Genomic DNA, 21,216 nt, shown 5'->3' with positions numbered 1-21,216 from the left:
GAAATTATGGCTTTTGACGGCGTTACCATTGCCTGTGTAATATCTGAACTGAAAAAAGAACTAATCGGCGGAAGGCTGTACAAGATCGCCCAGCCGGAGAATGATGAACTGTTACTGACGATCAAACAGCCCACCGGGCAGAAGCGCCTGCTGTTATCCGCAAGTGCTTCTCTCCCGCTGATCTATCTGACGGAAACCAATAAACCCAGCCCCATGGCGGCCCCCAACTTCTGTATGCTTCTGCGCAAACACTTGCAGAACGGCCGTATTGTGAACATCTCCCAGCCGGGGTTGGAACGTATTGTGCATATTGACATTGAACATCTGGATGAGATGGGCGATCTGCGTCACAAGACACTGGTCATGGAGCTGATGGGCAAACACAGTAACCTGATCTTCTGTAATGACGACAATACCATCATCGACAGTATCAAGCATGTCTCCTCCGCTGTCAGCAGTGTCCGGGAAGTCTTGCCGGGACGTCCCTACTTCATTGCACACACCCAGGACAAGCTGGATGCCCTGACCTGCGACGAGAATACGTTCCGTGAAATGCTTGCCGCCAAACCCCAGCCGGTCTTCAAGGCGGTCTACGGAAGCTTCACCGGCATCTCGCCCGTACTGGCACAGGAATTATGTCATGAGGCCGGTCTTGATGGGGAACGTCCTACAGCGGCACTGACACCCACGGATTACCATACTTTATACGGAATCTTTTCCAAAATGGTCACTTCTATCAGGGAAGAAGCCTTCTCTCCATGCATTGCCTACACCGGCACCCGCCCCGTGGAATATGCAGCGGTTCCCCTGACGATGTATGGCTCGGGAGCGGATCATTTGGAATCCTACACTTCCATGTCCGCCCTGCTGGAGCATTTTTATGCGGAGAAAAATACATTAACCAGGATCCGTCAGAAATCCTCCGACCTGCGCCGTATCGTGCAGACAGCCCTGGAACGTGATATTAAGAAATATGACCTCCAGCTGGCACAGATGAAGGACACAGAGAAGCGGGAAAAATACCGCATCTACGGTGAACTGCTCAACACCTACGGTTACAGTGCAAAGCCCGGTGACAGATCCCTCACCGCCGTGAATTATTATACAAATGAGCCGGTGACGATCCCCCTGGATCCCACCCTCTCCGCCACGGAAAATGCGAAAAAATATTTTGACAAATACGGCAAATTAAAGCGCACTTATGAGGCGCTGTCCGAGCTGACCTGCCAGGTCAAGGAAGAGATCGACCACTTAGAGACCATCAGCACAGCACTGGACATTGCCCTGAAGGAAGAAGACCTGGTGGAGATCAAGGAGGAACTGACCCAGAGCGGTTACATCCGCCGAAAAGGCGGCACGAAAAAAGCGAAGATCACCAGCAGGCCCTTCCACTATTTAAGCAGCGACGGCTTCCATATTTATGTCGGGAAAAATAATTTCCAAAATGACGAACTGACCTTCAAATTCGCCACAGGAAATGACTGGTGGTTCCATGCCAAAGGCATCCCCGGCTCCCACGTGGTAGTAAAGACCGAGGGGAAAGAGCTGCCGGACCGTACTTTTGAAGAGGCGGGCAGACTGGCTGCCTACTATTCTAAAGGCAGGGAACAGGAAAAAGTGGAGATCGATTACGTCCAGAAAAAACAGGTCAAAAAGCCTGCCGGTGCCAAGCCGGGATTCGTGGTCTATTATACGAACTACTCCCTGATGATCGACAGCGATATCTCAGGTATCGAAAAGCTCAGCGACTGACCAACCTATGCATCCGGTGCCTAATTTTATGCATATTTATGCTGTATATTTTCCGATTTATACATTTATGTGCATATTTTAATTTGTTTTATTCATTTTTATGATTTATTTATGCAACTTTTCTGCTTGCTTTTGCGAATATAATGTTGTATAGTAAATGTCAGAGCGTAACACACGATCCCAACATCTGATGCATTACGGATTGCTTCATGCTTTTAGGCTTTTGCCCCTGGCATCATACACACTATAAAACGGAGGATTTTATCATGAAGGAAAAAGTAGTTTTAGCTTATTCCGGCGGTCTGGATACTACCGCTATCATTCCCTGGCTGAAGGAGAATTTTGACTACGAAGTTATCTGTGTCTGTGTCAACTGCGGACAGGCAGAGGAGCTCGACGGTCTGGAAGAGAGAGCCAAGGCCTGCGGCGCTTCCAAGCTGTATATTGAAGACGTTATCGATGAATTCTGTGATGATTATATTGTTCCCTGTGTCCAGGCTCATGCCGTATACGAGAACAAGTACCTGTTAGGTACCTCCATGGCAAGACCTCTGATCGCCAAGAAGCTGGTAGAGATTGCCAGAAAAGAAGGCGCTGTAGCTATCTGCCACGGTGCTACCGGTAAGGGTAACGACCAGATCCGTTTCGAGTTAGGTATCAAGGCTCTGGCTCCCGATATCAAGATCATCGCTCCCTGGAGAAGCGACAAGTGGAACATGGACTCCCGTGAATCCGAGATTGAGTACTGCAAAGCGCATGGTATCCATCTTCCTTTCTCCACGGATTCTTCCTACAGCCGTGACCGTAACATCTGGCACATCAGCCACGAAGGTCTGGAGCTGGAGGATCCCGGCAACGAGCCCAACTACGAGCATCTGCTTGTCTTAGGCGTAACTCCTGAGAAGGCTCCCGATGAGGGTGAGTATGTGACCATGACATTTGAAAAGGGTGTTCCCACTTCCGTTAACGGCGAGAAGATGAAGGTATCCGATATCATCCGTACCCTGAACAAGCTGGGCGGCAAGCACGGTATCGGTATCGTAGATATCGTAGAGAACCGTGTTGTAGGTATGAAGTCCCGTGGTGTCTATGAGACTCCCGGCGGTACCATCCTCATGGAGGCTCACCAGCAGCTGGAAGAGCTGATCTTAGACCGTGATACTTATGCATTCGAGAAGGAAATGGGTGCAAAGTTCGCAAGCCTGGTATACGAAGGCAAATGGTTCACTCCTCTCCGTGAGGCTGAGCAGGCTTTCATCGAGAAGACCCAGGAATATGTAACCGGTGAAGTGAAATTCAAGCTCTACAAGGGCAACATCATCAAGGCAGGAACCACTTCTCCTTACTCTCTGTACAATGAGAACCTGGCTTCCTTCACCACCGGTGATCTGTATGATCATCATGATGCAGAAGGCTTCATCAATCTGTTCGGTCTGTCACTGAAGGTTCGTGCCATGAAGCTGCAGGAGAACGAGAAGAAGCTTGGCAACTAATAATTATTCGGCGATTTTGTGAATAAAGCTATGAAATGATACAGTAAGAGGTGTCTATGATTACAATGCAGACAATTACTGCCATAGGACTGATCTATCTGATCGGTATCAACCTGGCAGGCTTCATTATCATGGGCGTCGATAAAAAAAGAGCCATCCGGGGTGCCTGGCGCATCTCGGAGGCTTCTCTTTTTTTAACGGCGCTATTGGGCGGAAGCCTGGGATGTATTCTGGGAATGCAGCATTTTCGGCATAAGACGAAGCACTGGTATTTCAAATACGGAATGCCGGCGATCCTGGTGGCACAGGTACTGCTTTTTGTCCTTTTATTCAGGTAGGAGTTATGCTATACTGATTGTATGATGTAGGGGTCAACAGCCCCCGACTTTGATGCCTACGGATTGTTCCGTGCTACGCACTCCCACAATCCTACCCAATATTCGCATATCGTGGGATTATCATCCCACTTTTATGCTCATATCGGGGCGGGTCCTAAGGTCTTTCACCCACTTATGAGCAAGCTCATATGGGCTTAGACCTTTTGACCCTGGCATCATTGTATATAAGTTCAGTCTTTCATAATTACAGAGGAATAACTTACACGGAGCAGATTCCGGATATCTGTCTCTGCGTGTATTTGGGAGGTGTCGATATGCATATAGCAGTATGTGATGATAATGTAGCCGACAGAAAACAGTTAGAGCGCTTGCTAAAGCGGGAATCCGACAAACGTGCTGCATCTACGGGGATCATTTATACCGATTCTTTTGGTAATTCTACCGCACTGCTGTCCAATCCCATGCAATACGATGCCTTTTATATCGACATGTGTCTGACAGAAGGGACCACCGGTACGGATGTGGTCAATGCCCTCACAGCACAGGGTGTCAACGCTCCCATTATATTATGCTGTTCCAAGATCAATTACAGGGAACAGACCTATCCAGCAAATGTCATCTTCCTAGATAAGCCCATCAAAGTAGCAGAGCTGGCGCAGAGCATTGACCATGCCCTGGAGATCATGGCGAAAGCAGTTCCCCTCATCGAGCTTCGTGAGGATGAGGATACCATCTATGTGACCGAACCGGATATTCTCTACGCTGAGGCAGAGGGCCGCAATGTCATCGTAACCCTGAAGGACGGCCGTACCGTAAAAGTCGCTACCACCGCCATCAATTTATTCTCCCAGATAGAAAATCATCCCACCTTCTTTGCCCCTACCGTTAGGGCCATCCTCAACGGCAGATACATGGAGAAGCTGGGATTCCGTAAAGTCATTATGTGCGATGGGAAAAAGTTCCCGCTGCACAGAGACTGCGTTGCTTACGCAAAACAGCTCCTGGCAGAGTATCATGCGTAACTTGAAAGTTAGTTAATGAATCTGTTTTCAAATCTCCGTAGCCCTTGGCAGGGTATAAGAAACGCGACACGCTCGCGCTCTGTCGCAGAGCGTAGCGGTACATAAGCGAGGAAAGTACCCTCGCTAAGTACCGACGTCTGCTTACGGTCTGCTTATTCTTATACCCAGCCGGGGCTACTGGTTTTTTGAAAGCTTTTGTACCAAAGTGCCCCAAAATCGCCAAAAAAGTACAAAAACATAGCATTTTGCATTTGGAAACAGTATTATTTTCGCAAAGACATGATTATCCTTCCGTTTGGTACAAAGAATTTAATTTTTTCTAGTTTTTTGTATCAGAAAAGTAATTTTATGCCAATTTGCGAAAATCATTTTTAAAGCAAATTTTTGGAATATTCAAGAAAACAGAACTCCCGGGGCGGACAGAATGCCTTCCGGGAGTTCGTCCGGTTAGCCAACGATCATTCACTAACTTTCAATATTACACCGTTACGATCACGCCGCCGTCATTGGCGTACATGCTGCTGACGCCACGGGTGTCCATGATCAGGCAATCTCTGAACTGTACCTTATCCGTAAGAAGCTTTTTGATGGTCTCGGCGCGGTCCGGTGCATTACAATGGGTGATCATCAGTGTGCGGTGTTGGGCGTCTCCGACTTCCTCTAAAATGATCTCTGCCATTCTGCGGAGTGCCTTCTTCATTCCGATACTCTGTCCTCTCTGCACGATATTTCCCTTGTCTCCTGCCATAATGGGCTTAATGCTTAAGGTGGATGCCACCAGTGCCTTTACGCCGGTCAGTCTCCCGTTCTTACGCAGAGTCTCCAGATTATCCAGTACAAAATACGTATGCATATTGCTGCGGAATTCCTCGATCTGTTTTACGATCTCTTCAAAGGGAAGACCCTGTTCCTCCAGTTCTACCAGCTTCTTCACGATCTGCGTCTCACCGCAGCTGGCGGATTCGGAATCGACGACATGGATCTGCTTCTTACCGTATTTTTCCCGATACAGATTCATTCCCAGCACGGCGCTGTTGTAACTTCCACTCAGATGAGAAGATAATGTAATGGCATATACATGCTCTGCCTCTGTACAATAAGCCTCCCGGAACTTCTCCGGGGAAGGGCATGCAGATCTAGGACATTGAGGAGATTCCGCTACTTTTTTCAAAAACTCTGCCTGATTGAAGCTCTCATCATCCTGGATTCTATAGTCTCCCACTTCCAGTCCCAGCGGAACGATCTCAAACCGGGGATCCTGCAGATACTCTTCCGGCAATTCACAACAACTGTCTACTACGATTTTGAAACTCATAATATCTGTCTCCATATTATTAATTATTTGTTATTTTTTGCAAACCATGCTATGTAGTTTTTAATACTACTTATAATAGCACGAAACATTTCGTTCGTAAAGCTTTTACACAAAATATTCATATTTCCTTTTTTCCGTACATCGTTTATACTATTTCTATATCGCATGACACCGGAACGCAAGATACAATCACCGGAGTAAGGAGCCTTGATGATCGCATTACAGATTACATCCACCAAAAATTTTATGAATCACCTACTGGTAGCGGATACCTTTGATCCTTTTCTTCTGGAAGAAGCCACCATCAGCACCGCCCTCACCGTAACCATCGACGGGCATATCAACAAGGACTTCTATCCTGCTGACGAACGAGGCGAAGACTGTATTCCCTGGGAACTGCAGTCTTTTAGCAAAATAAAAGGACTGTGCTTTGACCTGATCAAGGGAAAACACACTCCTTTGTATTTTAAATTTGTGCTTCATATGCAGCCGGATAAAGCCGCTGCCATGCTTACAAAAGCCCAGGTGGACCCTGACGTCATCCGTGCCCTGGTGCTGAACATCCGCTACGATGGGGAAAAAACGATTCTCACCACCGGATGTGCTTACCAGACCTTCACCATGGACAAAAGTGCCGATACCGTCTGGGACAAGGCGCTGAAAAAATATCTGGATCTGAAGGGAATCTCTTACGAGGAACTTTGATCATTCCTTCATCTTCGGCTTACTGAGAAGACTTGCCAGATAACCGAAGATCAGCGCTGCCGACGTCCCCACAGCTCCTGCCCGGAAGCCTCCCGCAAAAAGGCCTAAAAATCCCTGTTCCTGCACTGCTTCTTTTACGCCTTTCATTAACACATTTCCAAAGCCAAGCAGCGGTACGCTGGCACCGGCCCCCGCAAAATCCTGAAAAGGTTCATACCAGCCAAGCGCACTGAGCACGGCACCGGTGACCACTAAAAGCACCATAATGCGTCCCGGCATCATCTTCGTCTTTTCCATCAGGATCTGCACCAGCGCGCAGATCAGACCACCCACCCAGAAAGCATTGAAATAATCCATCCTCTGCGTTTCCTCCTTATATCTGTTTATGGACAGTCTCTGCACTTTTTCCTGAATTTATGCGTTCTTTATACGCTTAGCGTTCTTTTTGCCAAACCGAAACCACTCCGGCGGAAGCTGTACCAGGATCACAGCGGCAAATACGATAACACAGCCTGCGATCTGTCTCGGAGTCAGTGTCTGATCCGTACTTAAAAAACCGATTTTGTAAGCGATCCATCCGGAGATGGTGGCAATAACGGATTCCAGACTCATGATGAGCGCTGCCACTGTGGGATTCAAGCCCTTCTGCCCCACAATCTGCAGAGTATAGCCCACACCGCAGCTTAAGACACCGGCATACAACAGTGCTCCCAGGCCTTCCTGAATCTGTCCGAAAGTCGGCTGTCCCCAGATAAGTGCCCCGATGCAGCAGACGACACCGCACACTGTGAACTGGATACAGGATACTACCGCTCCATCGATTCTCGCTGCATAATGATCAACCGTCATGATCTGTATCGCAAAAGCAATAGCACATAAAAATACCATGATATCCCCTGCCCCCAGGCGCAATGATTCCGTCATGCAGAGCAGATACATTCCCACTGCTGCCATGCCGGCTGCTGCCCAGACCACCGGTGCTACCTTTTTCTTCAAAAAAATACCAAACATGGGCACAAAAATAATATACAGGGTCGTGATAAATCCCGCCTTGCCGACACTGGTATACTTGATACCGAACTGCTGCAGGGTGCTGGCAATGGTCAGGAAGATACCACACAGAAGCCCTGCCCTGACATTCAGTTTCCAGTCTAATTTTGCTGCCTTGTCTCCCGCGATCTTCCGACTGATCAGAATATACACCAGAATACCGGCAGCGCCGATCAGAGAACGGACGCCGTTAAACGTAAACGGGTGCATGTAATCCATACCCTTGCTCTGGGAGACAAATGCCATGCCCCAGATGGTGGCTGTCAGCAGAAGGATCAGGCTGTTTCTCGTTGTTTTCGCTCTTGTATTTTCCATAGTTGTATTGTTCGTTCCTTATATGATTCGTCCCTTATTGTTTTACGGTTATGTGAGCTTATCAGGACCGTTTTTTATATTTCTCAGCGATCTCCGCCACTACATCCCGCAGCATTTTTCCGCTGCAGTCTATGATGAGATCCGCATATTTCTTATACAACGGGGTTCTCTCATCATACAGATCCCGCAGGGTCTGACCGGGCTGCAGAGTCACGCCCCTGGCGTTCAGATCCCCCAGCCGTTTCTCCACTTCCTCATAGGGAAGCTTCAGATATACCACCGTACTGATCTCCCGCAGATGCTGCATGCCTTCCGGCTCGTAGCAGGCGCTTCCGCCGGTAGCAATGATGCTGTTCTCCAGATCTAAGGACGCATTCACGTCGCTCTCAATCTGCCAAAAGCCTTCCACACCATATTCCGTGATCAGTTCGTGTAATAATTTGCCGTGTCTGTCCTGGATCACCAGGTCGGAATCCACAAAACGTCTGCCCAGGCGCTTTGCCAGGACGACACCTACCGTACTTTTTCCCGAACCCGGCATGCCGATCAGAGTAATATTATTTTTCATAAGTTTCTATCCACCTTACCTATACACAAGAAAATCGCCGCCTGTAAGCGACGATCTTCCGTCTTAATGTCTATTTATTGTAACGTTGCAGCTTTCCTTCACCACATAATGTCTGCCATTTTTTGCTGAATCGTTACAGATTTTATGTTGTATGCTTCTTATACTTCTGCGATGACTTCCACTTCACATAATACGTTTTTGGGAAGGGTCTTGACTGCAACGCAGCTTCTGGCAGGATTCTCAGTAAAGTACTTTGCATAGACCTGATTGAACGCTGCGAAATCGCCCATGTCTGCCAGGAAGCAGGAGGTCTTGGCTACTCTGGTGTAGTCGGTGCCTGCTGCCTTTAACAGCTCGCCGATATTCTTCATTACCTGCTCTGCCTGTTCCTCGATGGTAGTTCCGTGAATCTCGCCGGTAGCGGGATCAATGGGAATCTGTCCGGATGCGAAAAAGATATTGCCCAGTACGATACCCTGGGAGTAAGGTCCGATCGCTGCGGGTGCTTTGTCTGTTGAAATCTTCTGTAACATAATATTCTCCTCTTTCTTGCTATAATTAATTCTTCCTTAAATCTGTCATCTGCGTCTTAATCTGCCTGCCTCCCGGCATGTTCCGAAATTCCTGCGACATCCCCGGCGTTTACTTCGTCATATCTACCTCCGGCTCATCAAATTCCGCCGTCACGTAGAATCCTCTGGAATTCTCCACAATATCCGCCACGACACCCTCCCGATTCTTCAGGCGGTAGCGGAACGGAATATTCGGAGACATTGCCAGGGAAGGGTCTATCGTATAGTAATAGTTACTGGGCAGAAGTCCCTCTGTTACCGTGATCTTCTGTCCGACCTCCAACAGTCCCGGTCGTTCCATCTTAAATTCTATCCTGCGCATCTTCATCCACCAGCCATTCCCGGCATATCTGCCGCTCGAACCTTATTTTACCAGTGTCTGCCAGCGCTTGCAAGAGGGTTCTTGCAAAAGAAGCTTATTCTACACCTAATGCCTTAAACACTGCATCCTCGGCACTGGAATACGGTATAATTTGGAATGAACTCATCAATTCTGGTGGCACAGTTGCCATATCCGCAAATGATGTTGCAGGAAGCAAGACTTTCTTTGCACCACTATCCAAGCATACCTGCAAAGTATTTGCTAATTCTTCCACTTTTATCATCGTACCGCTGATGCTGATTTCTCCGAGTACCACAAGGCTGCTAAGTACCGGTTTCCCAAGAGCAATCGAGCATAATGCAACCAATGTTGACAAAGCCAGCTTTCCAGTCATTCCAATGCCCTGTAAATCTTGATAGTTGATAATGTAATCTTTATTATCTGTACTGATCGTACCGCTGATGCGTTTTCCGTTCGCCTTCAGATAACTAAATGCCGTATTCGATGATTCCTTTGCTTCCCTGTCAGTTCCGATACCAGTTCTCTCAAACTTACCACTGCCCTGCAACATCTGTGATTCCAGTCGGAATACACCGATCATGCCGGATTTTCCATTTGAAACTGTATATACCTGCCCCGGATTGCACATTCCTTCCGGAATGAGCTTGCCACCACTCTGCTCCGGTACCGATACATAATGCTCCTCGAAGGTTTCGTTATCTATGTAAGAGAAATTTACATCATAGAACTCCATGCCGCCCAGCTTTTTGAGCTGTTCCTTTACCCTGCGACGCATTTCAAGAGCAATCTGTAAAATTTCTTCAATTTCTTCCTTTGTATATTCTCCATCAGGATATAACAGTTTGATATATCCGCCTACCATTTTACGGACTGCAATCGTATCTCGCTGATTCAGATTCTTGCCAAGACGGAAATATTTGTCCAGGGCATCTCCAAACTGCTCTTTGCGAAGTTCACGGATAAACTCTGCCAGATAATCTGTAATAAAACCATAATCATCTGTAAAATGTTCCGGTCTGAATTTTGGTACTTCCCATCCCGGCAGATAGCAATGAATACGATCAAGAAAAGCAGTATCCGTTCCCATTTCAGCAGGAAATGGATCAAATAAACTTGATGTTTTCAGAAGTGAATCCACGCTTTGATTGATATTTCCGACAAATACCATGGACGCAGATGCAGCCTTTTCCTCCTTGCCACGAGCAAACGAACCAGACGCCATGTAATCCTTCATAATCTGGATGCCATCTTTGTCCTTAAAATTGATACCTGCAACCTCATCAAATGCCACACAATCCCACAATCCGACAAGTCCAACTGTCTTTCTCCCCATGTTATAAAAAAGATTGGCAACCGTTGTCTGTCCCCCAGATACCAGAATGGAATTAGGCGAGATTTCCTTGTATAGATGGCTTTTTCCGGTGCTCCTCGGTCCTAATTCGCAGAGATTGAAGTTGTTCTCTACAAGCGGAAGCATACGGGTAAGAAGTAGCCACTTTTCACGAGTATCCAGCATATCTGGCTCCATTCCAATAGAACGGAGCAGTACGTCCATCCATTCCTCTTTGGTGAACTGTTTTCTGCCCTCTTTCAGTTCATTGATATCTACATGGGGCATCTGTATCGGGTTCAAATTGATAATTTTGATTGGCGTATCATTCTGATTTTTCTTTTTGGAACGCAGATAATCTCCATCGGCTGATATAATCCCACTATCATAGTCTGAATTACTGTCATATTCCAAACGGATAATGCACCAGATGCCGCCACACAAAAGTCTATCGAATTTTGTCGGGTATTCTTCATCAATCGGCACACCACTCAAGCCAAGGTTAGAGAACTCTGCTTCATATCTGTCTCTCTTGATATTAAGGGATACGGTTATCTTATCAATGACCGTATGGCTTCCCTTCTGTCTGAGCAGAGAAAGTATCTTCTGTGCTTCATCCGGACGTACAAAATTATCCGCAAGTATCTTCTTTACGCTTTCTACACCCTGCTCGATAATCTCAGGATCATCCGAACTGCAATACTGTCCCAGAAGAAACTCCAATACATATACAGGCACATTTGCGCCCTCTTTTATCTTCTTTGTCAAATCTTTCCGGACAATCTTTCCATCAAAATATTTACGCAATTTCTGTTTAATGGCTGTCCGCCTATCCTCTGCTTCTATATCAAAAGGCATCGTTCTCTACCTCATTTCCACATAATCTTATAAATCAAATCCAAAGTTATCCGAGAAAGCCAAGTCCATGATTACCTCATGTCGGAATACTTCTACATCATTGCTCTCGTCATAGGCAACCAGATAATACTTTCTGTCCTTGTCATATTTTTTATTCTTAAATGTGAAGCGCATACGGAACAGACGCTTCTGCACATCTTCATCACGCTTGTCTGCAATGTAGATATTCTCGTTAGAAATCTTCTCATTGTTATCCGAGATAAAGTACAGCTTATAATCGGCTTTCTTTACCACATCACTGACCGGATCAGACTGGATGAAATCAAGGCTTGTAATCAGATTTGTAATCTTCTGAACCAAGCTCACAAGCATAATTTGTGCAGGTCTTGTCTCTACCGCACCCTTGTCCATCTTAATATCCAGTACAGGAACAAGCATTTCCTGTGGCGAAGAACCTCCATGCACATAGTTCAGTCCTGCTCCACCCGGAACAGAGAAAACATTAGTGCTGCAGGAATAAGAAATAATCTTCTCATCATCACTTCCGAGCATATATCCTAAACCAATATTGCAGACACCCTGTTCATTGATCGGCTCTTTCGATACAATATATCTTCTTTTCACAAGTCGGCTTGCATCACTCATACCGCCAATCTTATCGCTGGCTGTCACTTTATCCCTCTTGTAGATAAAGCCATGGTCTGCAGTCACGATAAAACGGTATGTATTCGCACTGCCAGAAATCTTCTGAATCAGCTTTGCAATCTCATCAATCGCTTTCTCACAGGCTGTAAATACTTCATCTTCTTCATGTTCTCCGGTATTATCGATCTGATCATGATACACATAAATGACAGACTGTGCGGTGAATACATCACGAAGTTCCAGACCTTTTAAGTTCTTTATATCATCAAACTGTACACATTTGCTCTCTGGTTCATAGGATTGCAATACTGCCTGTCTGGTAGCCAAATCAATCGCATATTTGCCATCTACTACCTCTCTGAAATCATCAGTCAGCTCCAGTGTCTTGTGTGGAAGCAACGCTTCCATGCCAAGCCTTGTGTAAGAAGGTAATACACTAAGCATAGGCTGCAATGTGGCACTACACTTCGGATTGTCCATCATTCTTTCATATAGCTGTCTGCCTACCTCATATCGCATCGCATCAGATATGATGACAACCGTTCTCACATTAGTACTCCTTACAAATTTGCTGAAGAAATTACGCTGTAACGGTATTTGTTTCAGTGCATCGTCCTCTAACAGTCCCTCATTCCACTTCGGAAGCAGTTTTCCAAGGTATTCATTCGTGTAAATATTCTCTACAAGGTCACGAAGTTCCTCAAATTCTGAGGTATTCTCCAATTTATCATAATTCAGATAGAACACTCTGTAATGGTTGTCTATCAGACAATCCCTTGACACATACGCATCAATAATCTTCTGAAATCCATTCGGTGCTTCATATCTTGCATTGTTTACAAGCCAGTATGCACTATCCAGCATCTCATAAATAAAAGAAAACTTACTGGCAAAGTGCATTTTGGCACGGATACCACACAAATCATAGATACTGTGTCCGTCCAGTTCTGCCAGACAGTCCTCTGCACAAAGCCTACCGACAATCCAGCGTATCAGAAGTACATCTACGCAAGCAAAAGAGTCACAGTCTACCAGTGTATCTACTTCATATTTACTCAATTCTTCCGACACATTCAAACAATCTGCGACATATTGCGACAACTCATCATATTTCTCACGATACAAAATATTGTTCATGAGGTTGTCAAGAAATGCGATAATGTTTCCGGATTTATAGGAAATAAATTTCTTCCAGCTTTTTGGCATTTCCGCATCTATATAGCGGTCTGCATAGGTCACAAACATGGTAATGACCAGTTTCTCCAAGTTTGGTGCGTCCATAGAAAAGCCAAATTGCTGCTCACACAGCTTCCAGAAATCGCCCTCTATATCATACTTTGCAAATTCTGCCAGATATTTGTTGTCTGTCAGGCTATCCTCTGTAATAAGTACACGTATCACTTCATCAAAAGAATTGGTTCTCGTCCTGCATACTGCACTCATAATACCTGTCAGAATATTTTCTTCATTAAAATTCTCTATCTCAAGGTCATAGAAACGCTTCAATCGGTCTTTGTGACCAAAGAACTTGATGTGCTTTTCAATCACCGGCTTGTATTTCTCGTCAATACCTAAATCCACAGATAAAAGTGATGCCATATCCGCATAAAAACGCTTGGAATAAAGCATTGTGTCCTCCAGATGATTTTCTGTGACCGGAGGTTTTGGAAACGGAGCATAAATCAGATAATTGGTTGTCGTATCCTCTTTTTCAAGTAAATATTTTGTGTAAAACTGGTTATCCTTCGTCAGCTTGTAGACCTTGGCATTTTCCAGTTCCATGCTGTCAATATCATCAGCAAAATCTGCCGCATCGTCATACCAGAATACCAGTTTTCGATGTTCGCCGATAAATTCCGTATTCAGTTTATCTACAATCTGTTTTAGGTTTAATTCTGCCATTGATCCACCTCTGCCAACACTTCCCAATGACCGCTGTGGCTGCTACCCACTCGCTTAATCAGGTTTTGTGTTTTCATTTTTCTTAAATAATACTTCACACGATCTAAATTCCATCCAAGTTCATTTGCATACTCTCTCTGCGACATAGACGGATGATTATGGACTAATTCCAATATCTTTTTATCATCATCTGATAATGTTGATCCCTTGCTTTGGGTAGTTTGGTGCGTTTGGGTAGTTTGGGTAGTCGCACCATTGACACCAAACTCACCTTTTACCTTACGGTACATATTTACTCTGAAATCGCCATCAAAATCAATCAGCTCCGGCTTCGGTAATCCATACTCCTCACAGGCTTCAAATAACCTCGGTATTCCGGTTCCCCATTTTTCAATAATTTTCATGTATGCAAAAGCTCTTGCGATTGCAGGATTTCTCGGTCTTGAGTAGCCTTCCATCATTTTTGCAATCGTAACATTATTCAGAAGCATTCCCGGAGAAGTAATCTCTAATCGATCATCAAACAATGCCACCTGAATGTTTCCCGGCTCAAGGTAGCTACGGTGAGCCACGGCATTTGCGATCAGCTCACGGATACTGTCCGTAGGCAGTTCATACACATCCTGTCTATACATACCCTTTATTGTCATTCCCATGTTGATTTTTTCAAGGACATACTGATATGCTGCTTCCATTTGTTCCTGAATGGAGCCTTCAAATTCCCTACGGTCAACAAAGTGAGCACGATTAGTTCCCTTGAATACGCCACATTGAATAACAGGTTGCTGAAACATTCGTCCGGTCAGAAGTGCATACGCATTGGTCGGATAAACCTCTCCGCCTTCCTCTTTCAGAACACCCCATGAAATCAGTACATTCTTGGTAACATCCTTAACCTTTGCCTTTTCGCTGTCCTGCCATGTGTTTCTTATGGCAGTTTCTTTCATACTCTTACAAAGTTCCTCAATTTCATCATCCGTTATTTTCATATTCTGGCATATTTCACTGTCGAAATGGCGATTCTTTCCCTCCAGAATCAACTCTTTTAACATGTAATCTTCCACATGTCTGGTTGTGCCTGCCACACGCACATAAGTACCCTCAAACATTCCCTGTGATTTGATATAATACGGACGCTCTGCACCCGGAAATACCTCAACCACAATCACAGTCTTATCTTTAACCGTCTGCAGCGCCACGTCCGGTCTGATTGCAGGCTCACAGGAATCAGAGATTGCATTGGTAATGGCATCCATCGTCTTATAGATGTTATCTACATCCATTCCCACAATCTCCAAGGTCTTATCATCTATTCCGAAAACAATCCTGCCACCTCTGCCATTGGCAAAAGCTACCACTGTTTTCATGTATTTTTCGCTTTTCTCTGGTACAGTCACTTTGTACTCAACATTCTTTGATTCGCCGGAAAACAGCGTATCTTCTGCCATATTACTACCTCCTGTTTTTAGGTTCTAAGGTAAAATCCTATACGACGCATAACTGTTATTCATAGCAACCGTCCATGTATTTACTGTTCTCTGAATTTCATCGTTGTAACCATCTATCATTTTCAATATTATTATTCGGTACATCAGACCAAATTTATGTAAATAAAAGCCTGCCTGCTCACCTTGCATGGCATTTTTTTGTTTACTTATATGATCAATTTTATTTCTAAGATTTTTACTTTTCCGTGCGATCTTTGTTTTGGAATCTCCAACAAAAATGTCTTTACCATATTCATTCATTACTGCGTATATTTTATCAACCAAATAGACCTTTTTGTTGGGATCCTTTCTTGTAACTATCGCACCGCATTTGGGGCACGGATTTGTATAAATTCTATATGGCTGTGCCTTTAATATAATTTCTCCATTACTTGCCATTTCATTTACTAAAGATTCAAACACCTCTAAAATCAAAGACATCCTTACATCAACAGTTAAATCATTTACAAAAAGTGCATTCAAAAAGGCTTGGTGTCTAAGAAATGCTTTCTTGATTACTTTCTGTGATTTCAAAAACAATTTCTTATATGTTTGATCATCTAAATCCATTGGGAGCATAACATATTGCTTATTGCTATGTGTATAATTTAGAAATAATTTTCTGTATTTTTCTATACACTCCGCACCATCTACTTTGAAAGATGTAAACATGAAAAAAATTCCTTCATACAAATTTTCAAATCTTAAAATCTCCATAAGAAGACTATACACTCTGTCCAATGAAACATTGCTATCAGCTATAATTTTAACTATTTTTCTATTAACGATTTGTTCTATCTCGATTCTATATTTCGTTCCAGCTCTCTTTATTTGAATTTCATTTGTTCTATTACATCCTAATAATTTTGCAACTTGGGAAGGATCATCACCTGTATATTCTCCCACAGCTATACACTCTTTACATACCTGATCATCAAAATTATCCATCCTGCCGCCTTCCTGTTATAAGAAACTATTTCTCCTTTGCCATAATATTCTTGGAATCCGCCAGTATCTCATAAAACTTTCCATCGCTGGCTGTCTGCACCTTACGATAATTGACTTTGACACCATCGTCCAAATCAAGCTCAATTCTCGAAAGTGCCAGATGTCCGATTTTCTCATCATATTCCCGGCACTCTTTTAACTGCTTCTGCAATTTTTCCTTACGCTTTGTTGCAAGTGATACTTCTCTGCTGTTCTTGCTGTTATCAATCGTATCCTGCATACGTCCAATCTCAGATTCATATACACGCTGCATACGATACAAATAGTCTACACGCACATTACCGATTGTATCCGCATTGTAACGGTGCAAATATATCAGAGCCTTAAAACCATTCTGCTTTCCGCTGTCAAAGAGCCAGTAAATCGGACGCTTGCCGGAACCTGTGACAGAATAGGTATTGCAATGGTCTTTGAAGAAATCATTCAGGAAATAATTACGGATAATCTCCCTGCTTGTATCTCCCTTATTTCCAAGCGCCTTTGCAATGAAATCCAGATTTGTCTCCAATGACTTTGCACCAAATGCTGTTTTTAACCAAGCGCAGAAACGTGACACAATATCGTCCTCTAAGTATTCTTCGTCTGTGATTGGAATAATATTGTCCGCATCAGGTATAAATGTGGTGTACTTACTATCACCCCACTCGCCACCTGCATATACCAGACCTTCCTCATTCAAGGAGTAACGCCCAAACATACAGCCGACCGCATAGGAAATCAGGCTTTTAATGTCTCTCTGTAAGTCAGCCTTGCGGACAGTCACATCCTTGTCCTCTACCTCTGGTGTCAATTCATCCTGTAATCCATAAATGTCTATGAAAATACGGTTTAATTCTTCCTCATTGGCTTTGAGCTGATTGAAACGCTCATTGCACTCATTCTCCCAACAGGTGTAACACTCTGCTAGGTCAATATCATCTGTGTTATCAAAAAAAGTAGAATTTCGAGGTATTACTGAAAGCAATGGGTGACGTTTGAAGTCCCATGAGGTTTCAAAGGAATCCCAGTCTACTCTCACCATTTCTACACATTTTTTTGCAATCGTATCTACCTGTTGCAATAAATCTTCTGACAAATCAACCATTGGAAATCCCAATATTTCTCCAACATTAAGCTGCAAAGTAGGGTTTATCGCATTTAGTATATATGGTGCAACTTTACTATTTAATACTGCTATTATTGAATATATAATATTCGTATTACCAATAATCGTAGGAGAACTCGAACTAAATGAAAAATTTTCTAATTTAATCTTAAAACGATAGTTACCACTAGATATTCCGTTCCATGATACACCTCTTTTTTCACAAATTTCATCCTTCAATAATCCTCCATGACTAGCATAAAATGCTTTTGCTTCTGCCGACCAGTTTACAATATCCAAACAATTTCCATACCATTTGCGGCTATTTCCTCCATTGTCATAATGGCGCCATTCATACTTACTCTTTCCGATTTCCCACCAATTTCGTACATATAATTCATTGTTATGTGTTTTGTTTCTTCCACCCGACTCGCAAAAATCACCTATCAGTTTATGTGAAAACAGTTTTTTTCCATCAATCCAATATGCAATTCTATGACCCGGAATATAAGTAAAATTATTTTCTGTCGCTATATATTTAATTCCATCATCAAAAAACAATTTTTCTTTTTGCGATTGATTGCAACCATCAACTAACCTTAGATAAATAGCTTTGTATCCAGATAAACTGTTCTTTCTAACTACGAATGAAACTGTTTGTACCACTTCTCCACTGATTTCATCAAATGCCCTAGCTCCCAAATGAACTAATGTAACCTTATCAAAATTTGCTAATTTTAACCTTAGCTTTTCATACCCAGATAAAAACATCCATGCGTGCATAGTAATCATAGCCTGAAAACCATTCTTTGTCAGCATTTCTCCGCAACGCTCAATAAATACAGCAAATAAATCTGCTTTGCTATCCGGATAATGCTTTTTCACAAAATTATTGACCTTAGCACTCAAGTTGCTTGTTCCTGCATATGGTGGATTCGTAGCCACAACTTCATACTTCTGTGCCATAATCGCACCAATTTCAATCAGTTCGTTCAACTTCTCCACTGTCGCATCCAATCCGTAGGTATCAAAAGAAATCTGGCTTCCCATATCGACACTATTCACCCATCTGCGAAGTAAATCCCAGTCATATTCATCTACATTTAAGATTGAACCATACTCTTTTGCATCAATCAGAGTATCCAGAAATCCCTCTATCTGCAAAATTGCAGTATTTTTCTCCATCTCATCCAGCTCAGCGCCAAAATATTTAAGCTGTTCCCGGTTGATACCATTACTTTCCTGTATCGCATAGACATTTGGACGCACTCCACGGGTGAAAATTCGCCTGTCATACTGTCTTGCTTTCATCATAACTGCAAAATAACTGAGCTGTGCAGCACGATCATCTATATCCAGTCCATAGATGTTATGCTCCACAATGCTCTGTGCAGCTTCTCTTGCTGACCAACCTGCATTTTCATAGATCTGCATGAATTTATCAAAGGCATATACAAGGATATGTCCACTTCCCATGCAGGGATCAATGAGCTTTATATCCTCTGGTTTCAGCTTTGCATATTCCTCACGGATTTTTGCAAGTTCTGCCTGCACTTCCGGCTCCTGCTCTGCTTCTTCCAGATAATACTTCCACTTACCCTGCAAATCTGCATCCGGGTGTCCTTCTACCCACAATCTTCCCAGACTATTCTCTACCATGTAGCGTACAATCCAGTCCGGTGTAAAAAGCTGCGTAACAGCAGGAACTTCCTCTTTTGTAATCTTTCCTTTTTTCGCAAAGGCATCATTCTTTGGCTCAGTATTATAATACTGATACATCCAGCCGATGATTTCTACCTGTCCTCCTGCGCTGACGTTAAAATCTTCCTCCGGAATATCATGTACCAAATGATACACAACTCCATCCTGATCAATTACAGACAGATTTAACAGAAGCTCAGTATAATCACTTGTCTTTTCAAATAAAGCCGGAAGAATTTCATTCAAAGCATTACATTGTTTGATAAAAAGCATCTTGAATGCTTCGTCAAGCTTATTTTCTCTCTTTAATGTGATAATTTTCTCTTCTTCTGTGCTTAAAAGATTCAGTTCAGCATCGAATGGATTGGTAACAATATCTGGTTCTGTTTTGCCACTCTCTGCGGATAAGACTCTCACATGAGAAGGGAGATAGTCATTTACTTCCATGAAACGTACTGCAATCAGACGATTGAACCAGGTATAAGCAACTTCCTCTATGATATATTTGTACGCTACCGCATAATCAGAATCCTCTTCTTTTGCCCGGATCACATCCACCAATGCACGACGCTGTTTGATTTCCTCTCCGTTAATAGCATACGGTTCTGCCGTTCCTATATCGTAGAACTCGGTTGTACTATTTGACTGTGGCAGGGCATCTGCTATGCCATTTTCTGTAATGCCCATCAATCCGGCACGATATTTTATATCTGCTATAAGCCTGTTTCTTGCCCATATGGCAAAATTCCTAATTGCTGTTTTATTCATTTTTCCCTTCCTGCTGATCTTGACAAATTTTTCTGTTATTACTCTTACCTATGCACAAACCTGTCCTTCTTTGAAGCACTCATAAATATAATCTCTGGATTGATAATAAAAGTCAGTATTGTAATTCGATATCGCATCATTAATCCAAGAAGCATAAACCTCTTTTATACAATCTATCATTTCTTTACCAGAGCTTTTCTTCAAATCCTCGATTAGGCGCTCATACACTTCGCCAATCTCCCAATAATCCGGAACTTCATATCTGCAACATTTTACATTATCATAATCATCCATGGGTATCTGACAACGTAATATAAAATCATCTGCAACTTTCTCTATTGGTTCGCAGTGAAAAACATCTGCGTAATCATAGATCCGCTTTATTACATTCTCCCCAAGAAGTTCTACTATCCTACCTCGGCGTTGCTTCTGCTGTCTGCCAATAAATTCAATTAAGCTGCATAAGAAAAATAAGGAATTATCATTCATGATCCGTCACCTCAATTCCTTTCAAAAAAGATAATGTAGTCAAAGCCCTTGCCGTATGAAAACTTATCTGATGCGTTGGTTTTTTGAACTTTGCTAAATTCCAAAATGCTTCTCTGCTGATTTTTCCATCTACAAAATTCTGTACATAGTTAAAAATTGTATCATCTGCCATAGGTCCTTCCACAATGTCATAATTATGAGATTTTCCAAGTCTACATGCTGCTATAAAGTCAAGCCACTCTTCTGTCATTTCAGGAAATTTTTTGATATTAAGCGATTCATCCGGTGTATATACATATTCATTCAGATATCCTACACCAGTATACCTTGTCGCCCATCTTTTTGCCTGTTCCGGAAGCAATGTACAATAAAAGCCGAAATAAAAGTCTTTGTTAAATTTTGCTATTCTTATCTCGGGTTCTGTCACTATCTGACTGCTCCCATGATATAAAACAATTGTTTCCATGAAAC

18 protein-coding genes are annotated in these 21,216 nt (G+C 43.3%); 5 read left to right on the top strand and 13 right to left on the bottom strand.

The features are described from left to right. Positions 1 to 6 precede the first annotated feature (6 nt). From H9Q77_RS04555 to H9Q77_RS04540, 4 genes are all read left to right on the top strand, one after another. Positions 7 to 1,752 carry an Rqc2 family fibronectin-binding protein gene (locus tag H9Q77_RS04555; protein WP_249326652.1) on the top strand — a complete coding sequence of 582 codons (1,746 nt, stop codon included), beginning with the start codon at positions 7 to 9 and terminating at the stop codon, positions 1,750 to 1,752. A gap of 266 nt (positions 1,753 to 2,018) precedes the next feature. Then, the gene (locus H9Q77_RS04550) at positions 2,019 to 3,245 is read left to right on the top strand and encodes an argininosuccinate synthase (protein WP_022153415.1); all 1,227 of its coding nucleotides are present in this window, start codon (positions 2,019 to 2,021) and stop codon (positions 3,243 to 3,245) included. Positions 3,246 to 3,301: 56 nt separating this feature from the next. Then, positions 3,302 to 3,583: a DUF1294 domain-containing protein gene (locus H9Q77_RS04545; RefSeq protein ID WP_022153416.1), complete on the top strand. Its 282-nt coding sequence runs from the start codon at positions 3,302 to 3,304 to the stop codon at positions 3,581 to 3,583. 314 nt (positions 3,584 to 3,897) lie between these two features. Further along, entirely contained in the window at positions 3,898 to 4,605 is a 708-nt protein-coding gene (locus H9Q77_RS04540; protein ID WP_249326651.1) for a LytR/AlgR family response regulator transcription factor, read from the top strand. 478 nt (positions 4,606 to 5,083) lie between these two features. On the opposite strand, the gene H9Q77_RS04535 is transcribed toward H9Q77_RS04540, so the two are convergent. Beyond that, the gene (locus H9Q77_RS04535; protein ID WP_249326650.1) at positions 5,084 to 5,920 is read right to left on the bottom strand and encodes a DegV family protein; all 837 of its coding nucleotides are present in this window, start codon (positions 5,918 to 5,920) and stop codon (positions 5,084 to 5,086) included. Between the two features lie 210 nt (positions 5,921 to 6,130). Between H9Q77_RS04535 and H9Q77_RS04530 the strand changes: the two genes are divergently transcribed. Then, complete coding sequence (locus H9Q77_RS04530) at positions 6,131 to 6,625, top strand: DUF5721 family protein (RefSeq protein ID WP_118550643.1); 495 nt, start codon at positions 6,131 to 6,133, stop codon at positions 6,623 to 6,625. Here H9Q77_RS04530 and H9Q77_RS04525 read toward each other — a convergent pair whose 3' ends face one another. From H9Q77_RS04525 to H9Q77_RS04470, 12 genes are all read right to left on the bottom strand, one after another. Continuing rightward, positions 6,626 to 6,982, bottom strand: a complete 357-nt coding sequence (locus tag H9Q77_RS04525; protein WP_249326649.1) for a SpoVA/SpoVAEb family sporulation membrane protein — start codon at positions 6,980 to 6,982, stop codon at positions 6,626 to 6,628. It lies immediately after the preceding gene. Between the two features lie 57 nt (positions 6,983 to 7,039). Then, positions 7,040 to 7,990 (bottom strand): DMT family transporter, encoded by a 951-nt coding sequence (locus H9Q77_RS04520; protein WP_249326648.1) that lies wholly within the window; start codon positions 7,988 to 7,990, stop codon positions 7,040 to 7,042. 61 nt (positions 7,991 to 8,051) lie between these two features. Next, the gene (locus tag H9Q77_RS04515; protein ID WP_118693062.1) at positions 8,052 to 8,558 is read right to left on the bottom strand and encodes a shikimate kinase; all 507 of its coding nucleotides are present in this window, start codon (positions 8,556 to 8,558) and stop codon (positions 8,052 to 8,054) included. A 158-nt stretch (positions 8,559 to 8,716) separates the two neighbouring features. Beyond that, positions 8,717 to 9,091: a RidA family protein gene (locus H9Q77_RS04510; RefSeq protein WP_118505147.1), complete on the bottom strand. Its 375-nt coding sequence runs from the start codon at positions 9,089 to 9,091 to the stop codon at positions 8,717 to 8,719. A 109-nt stretch (positions 9,092 to 9,200) separates the two neighbouring features. Beyond that, positions 9,201 to 9,452, bottom strand: coding sequence for a hypothetical protein (locus H9Q77_RS04505; protein ID WP_022153424.1), 252 nt, complete (start codon positions 9,450 to 9,452; stop codon positions 9,201 to 9,203). Between the two features lie 94 nt (positions 9,453 to 9,546). Further along, entirely contained in the window at positions 9,547 to 11,661 is a 2,115-nt protein-coding gene (gene brxL / locus H9Q77_RS04500; protein ID WP_249326647.1) for a protease Lon-related BREX system protein BrxL, read from the bottom strand. Between the two features lie 27 nt (positions 11,662 to 11,688). Further along, entirely contained in the window at positions 11,689 to 14,208 is a 2,520-nt protein-coding gene (gene pglZ / locus H9Q77_RS04495; RefSeq protein ID WP_249326646.1) for a BREX-1 system phosphatase PglZ type A, read from the bottom strand. Next, on the bottom strand, positions 14,196 to 15,656 hold the full coding sequence (locus H9Q77_RS04490; RefSeq protein WP_249326645.1) for an ATP-binding protein: 1,461 nt from the start codon (positions 15,654 to 15,656) through the stop codon (positions 14,196 to 14,198). The genes pglZ and H9Q77_RS04490 overlap by 13 nt, the downstream gene beginning before the upstream one ends. A 24-nt stretch (positions 15,657 to 15,680) precedes the next feature. Then, positions 15,681 to 16,643 carry a hypothetical protein gene (locus H9Q77_RS04485; RefSeq protein WP_249326644.1) on the bottom strand — a complete coding sequence of 321 codons (963 nt, stop codon included), beginning with the start codon at positions 16,641 to 16,643 and terminating at the stop codon, positions 15,681 to 15,683. A 25-nt stretch (positions 16,644 to 16,668) separates the two neighbouring features. Then, on the bottom strand, positions 16,669 to 20,256 hold the full coding sequence (gene pglX / locus H9Q77_RS04480; RefSeq protein ID WP_249326643.1) for a BREX-1 system adenine-specific DNA-methyltransferase PglX: 3,588 nt from the start codon (positions 20,254 to 20,256) through the stop codon (positions 16,669 to 16,671). Positions 20,257 to 20,304: 48 nt separating this feature from the next. Continuing rightward, a complete protein-coding gene (locus H9Q77_RS04475) occupies positions 20,305 to 20,745 on the bottom strand; it encodes a hypothetical protein (RefSeq protein WP_249326642.1) in 441 nt (146 codons plus the stop codon). Next, positions 20,738 to 21,202, bottom strand: coding sequence for a DUF3990 domain-containing protein (locus tag H9Q77_RS04470; RefSeq protein ID WP_118545634.1), 465 nt, complete (start codon positions 21,200 to 21,202; stop codon positions 20,738 to 20,740). Before H9Q77_RS04470 ends, H9Q77_RS04475 begins: the two co-directional genes overlap by 8 nt. Between the last annotated feature and the right edge of the window lie 14 nt (positions 21,203 to 21,216).

The sequence above is a fragment of the Simiaoa sunii genome (assembly GCF_014337175.1).
GTDB classification, from domain to species: Bacteria; Bacillota; Clostridia; order Lachnospirales; family Lachnospiraceae; genus Acetatifactor; species Acetatifactor intestinalis.
The sequence above is the reverse complement of the archived record's forward strand: the minus strand, read 5'-3'. Positions and strand labels throughout refer to the sequence as shown.

Coding starts and splice junctions, on each gene's coding strand:
- H9Q77_RS04555 (WP_249326652.1), top strand. CDS start 7: ATGGCTTTTGACGGCGTTACCATTGCCTGTGTAATATCTGAACTGAAA.
- H9Q77_RS04550 (WP_022153415.1), top strand. CDS start 2,019: ATGAAGGAAAAAGTAGTTTTAGCTTATTCCGGCGGTCTGGATACTACC.
- H9Q77_RS04545 (WP_022153416.1), top strand. CDS start 3,302: ATGATTACAATGCAGACAATTACTGCCATAGGACTGATCTATCTGATC.
- H9Q77_RS04540 (WP_249326651.1), top strand. CDS start 3,898: ATGCATATAGCAGTATGTGATGATAATGTAGCCGACAGAAAACAGTTA.
- H9Q77_RS04535 (WP_249326650.1), bottom strand. CDS start 5,920: ATGAGTTTCAAAATCGTAGTAGACAGTTGTTGTGAATTGCCGGAAGAG.
- H9Q77_RS04530 (WP_118550643.1), top strand. CDS start 6,131: ATGATCGCATTACAGATTACATCCACCAAAAATTTTATGAATCACCTA.
- H9Q77_RS04525 (WP_249326649.1), bottom strand. CDS start 6,982: ATGGATTATTTCAATGCTTTCTGGGTGGGTGGTCTGATCTGCGCGCTG.
- H9Q77_RS04520 (WP_249326648.1), bottom strand. CDS start 7,990: ATGGAAAATACAAGAGCGAAAACAACGAGAAACAGCCTGATCCTTCTG.
- H9Q77_RS04515 (WP_118693062.1), bottom strand. CDS start 8,558: ATGAAAAATAATATTACTCTGATCGGCATGCCGGGTTCGGGAAAAAGT.
- H9Q77_RS04510 (WP_118505147.1), bottom strand. CDS start 9,091: ATGTTACAGAAGATTTCAACAGACAAAGCACCCGCAGCGATCGGACCT.
- H9Q77_RS04505 (WP_022153424.1), bottom strand. CDS start 9,452: ATGCGCAGGATAGAATTTAAGATGGAACGACCGGGACTGTTGGAGGTC.
- brxL (WP_249326647.1), bottom strand. CDS start 11,661: ATGCCTTTTGATATAGAAGCAGAGGATAGGCGGACAGCCATTAAACAG.
- pglZ (WP_249326646.1), bottom strand. CDS start 14,208: ATGGCAGAATTAAACCTAAAACAGATTGTAGATAAACTGAATACGGAA.
- H9Q77_RS04490 (WP_249326645.1), bottom strand. CDS start 15,656: ATGGCAGAAGATACGCTGTTTTCCGGCGAATCAAAGAATGTTGAGTAC.
- H9Q77_RS04485 (WP_249326644.1), bottom strand. CDS start 16,643: ATGGATAATTTTGATGATCAGGTATGTAAAGAGTGTATAGCTGTGGGA.
- pglX (WP_249326643.1), bottom strand. CDS start 20,256: ATGAATAAAACAGCAATTAGGAATTTTGCCATATGGGCAAGAAACAGG.
- H9Q77_RS04475 (WP_249326642.1), bottom strand. CDS start 20,745: ATGAATGATAATTCCTTATTTTTCTTATGCAGCTTAATTGAATTTATT.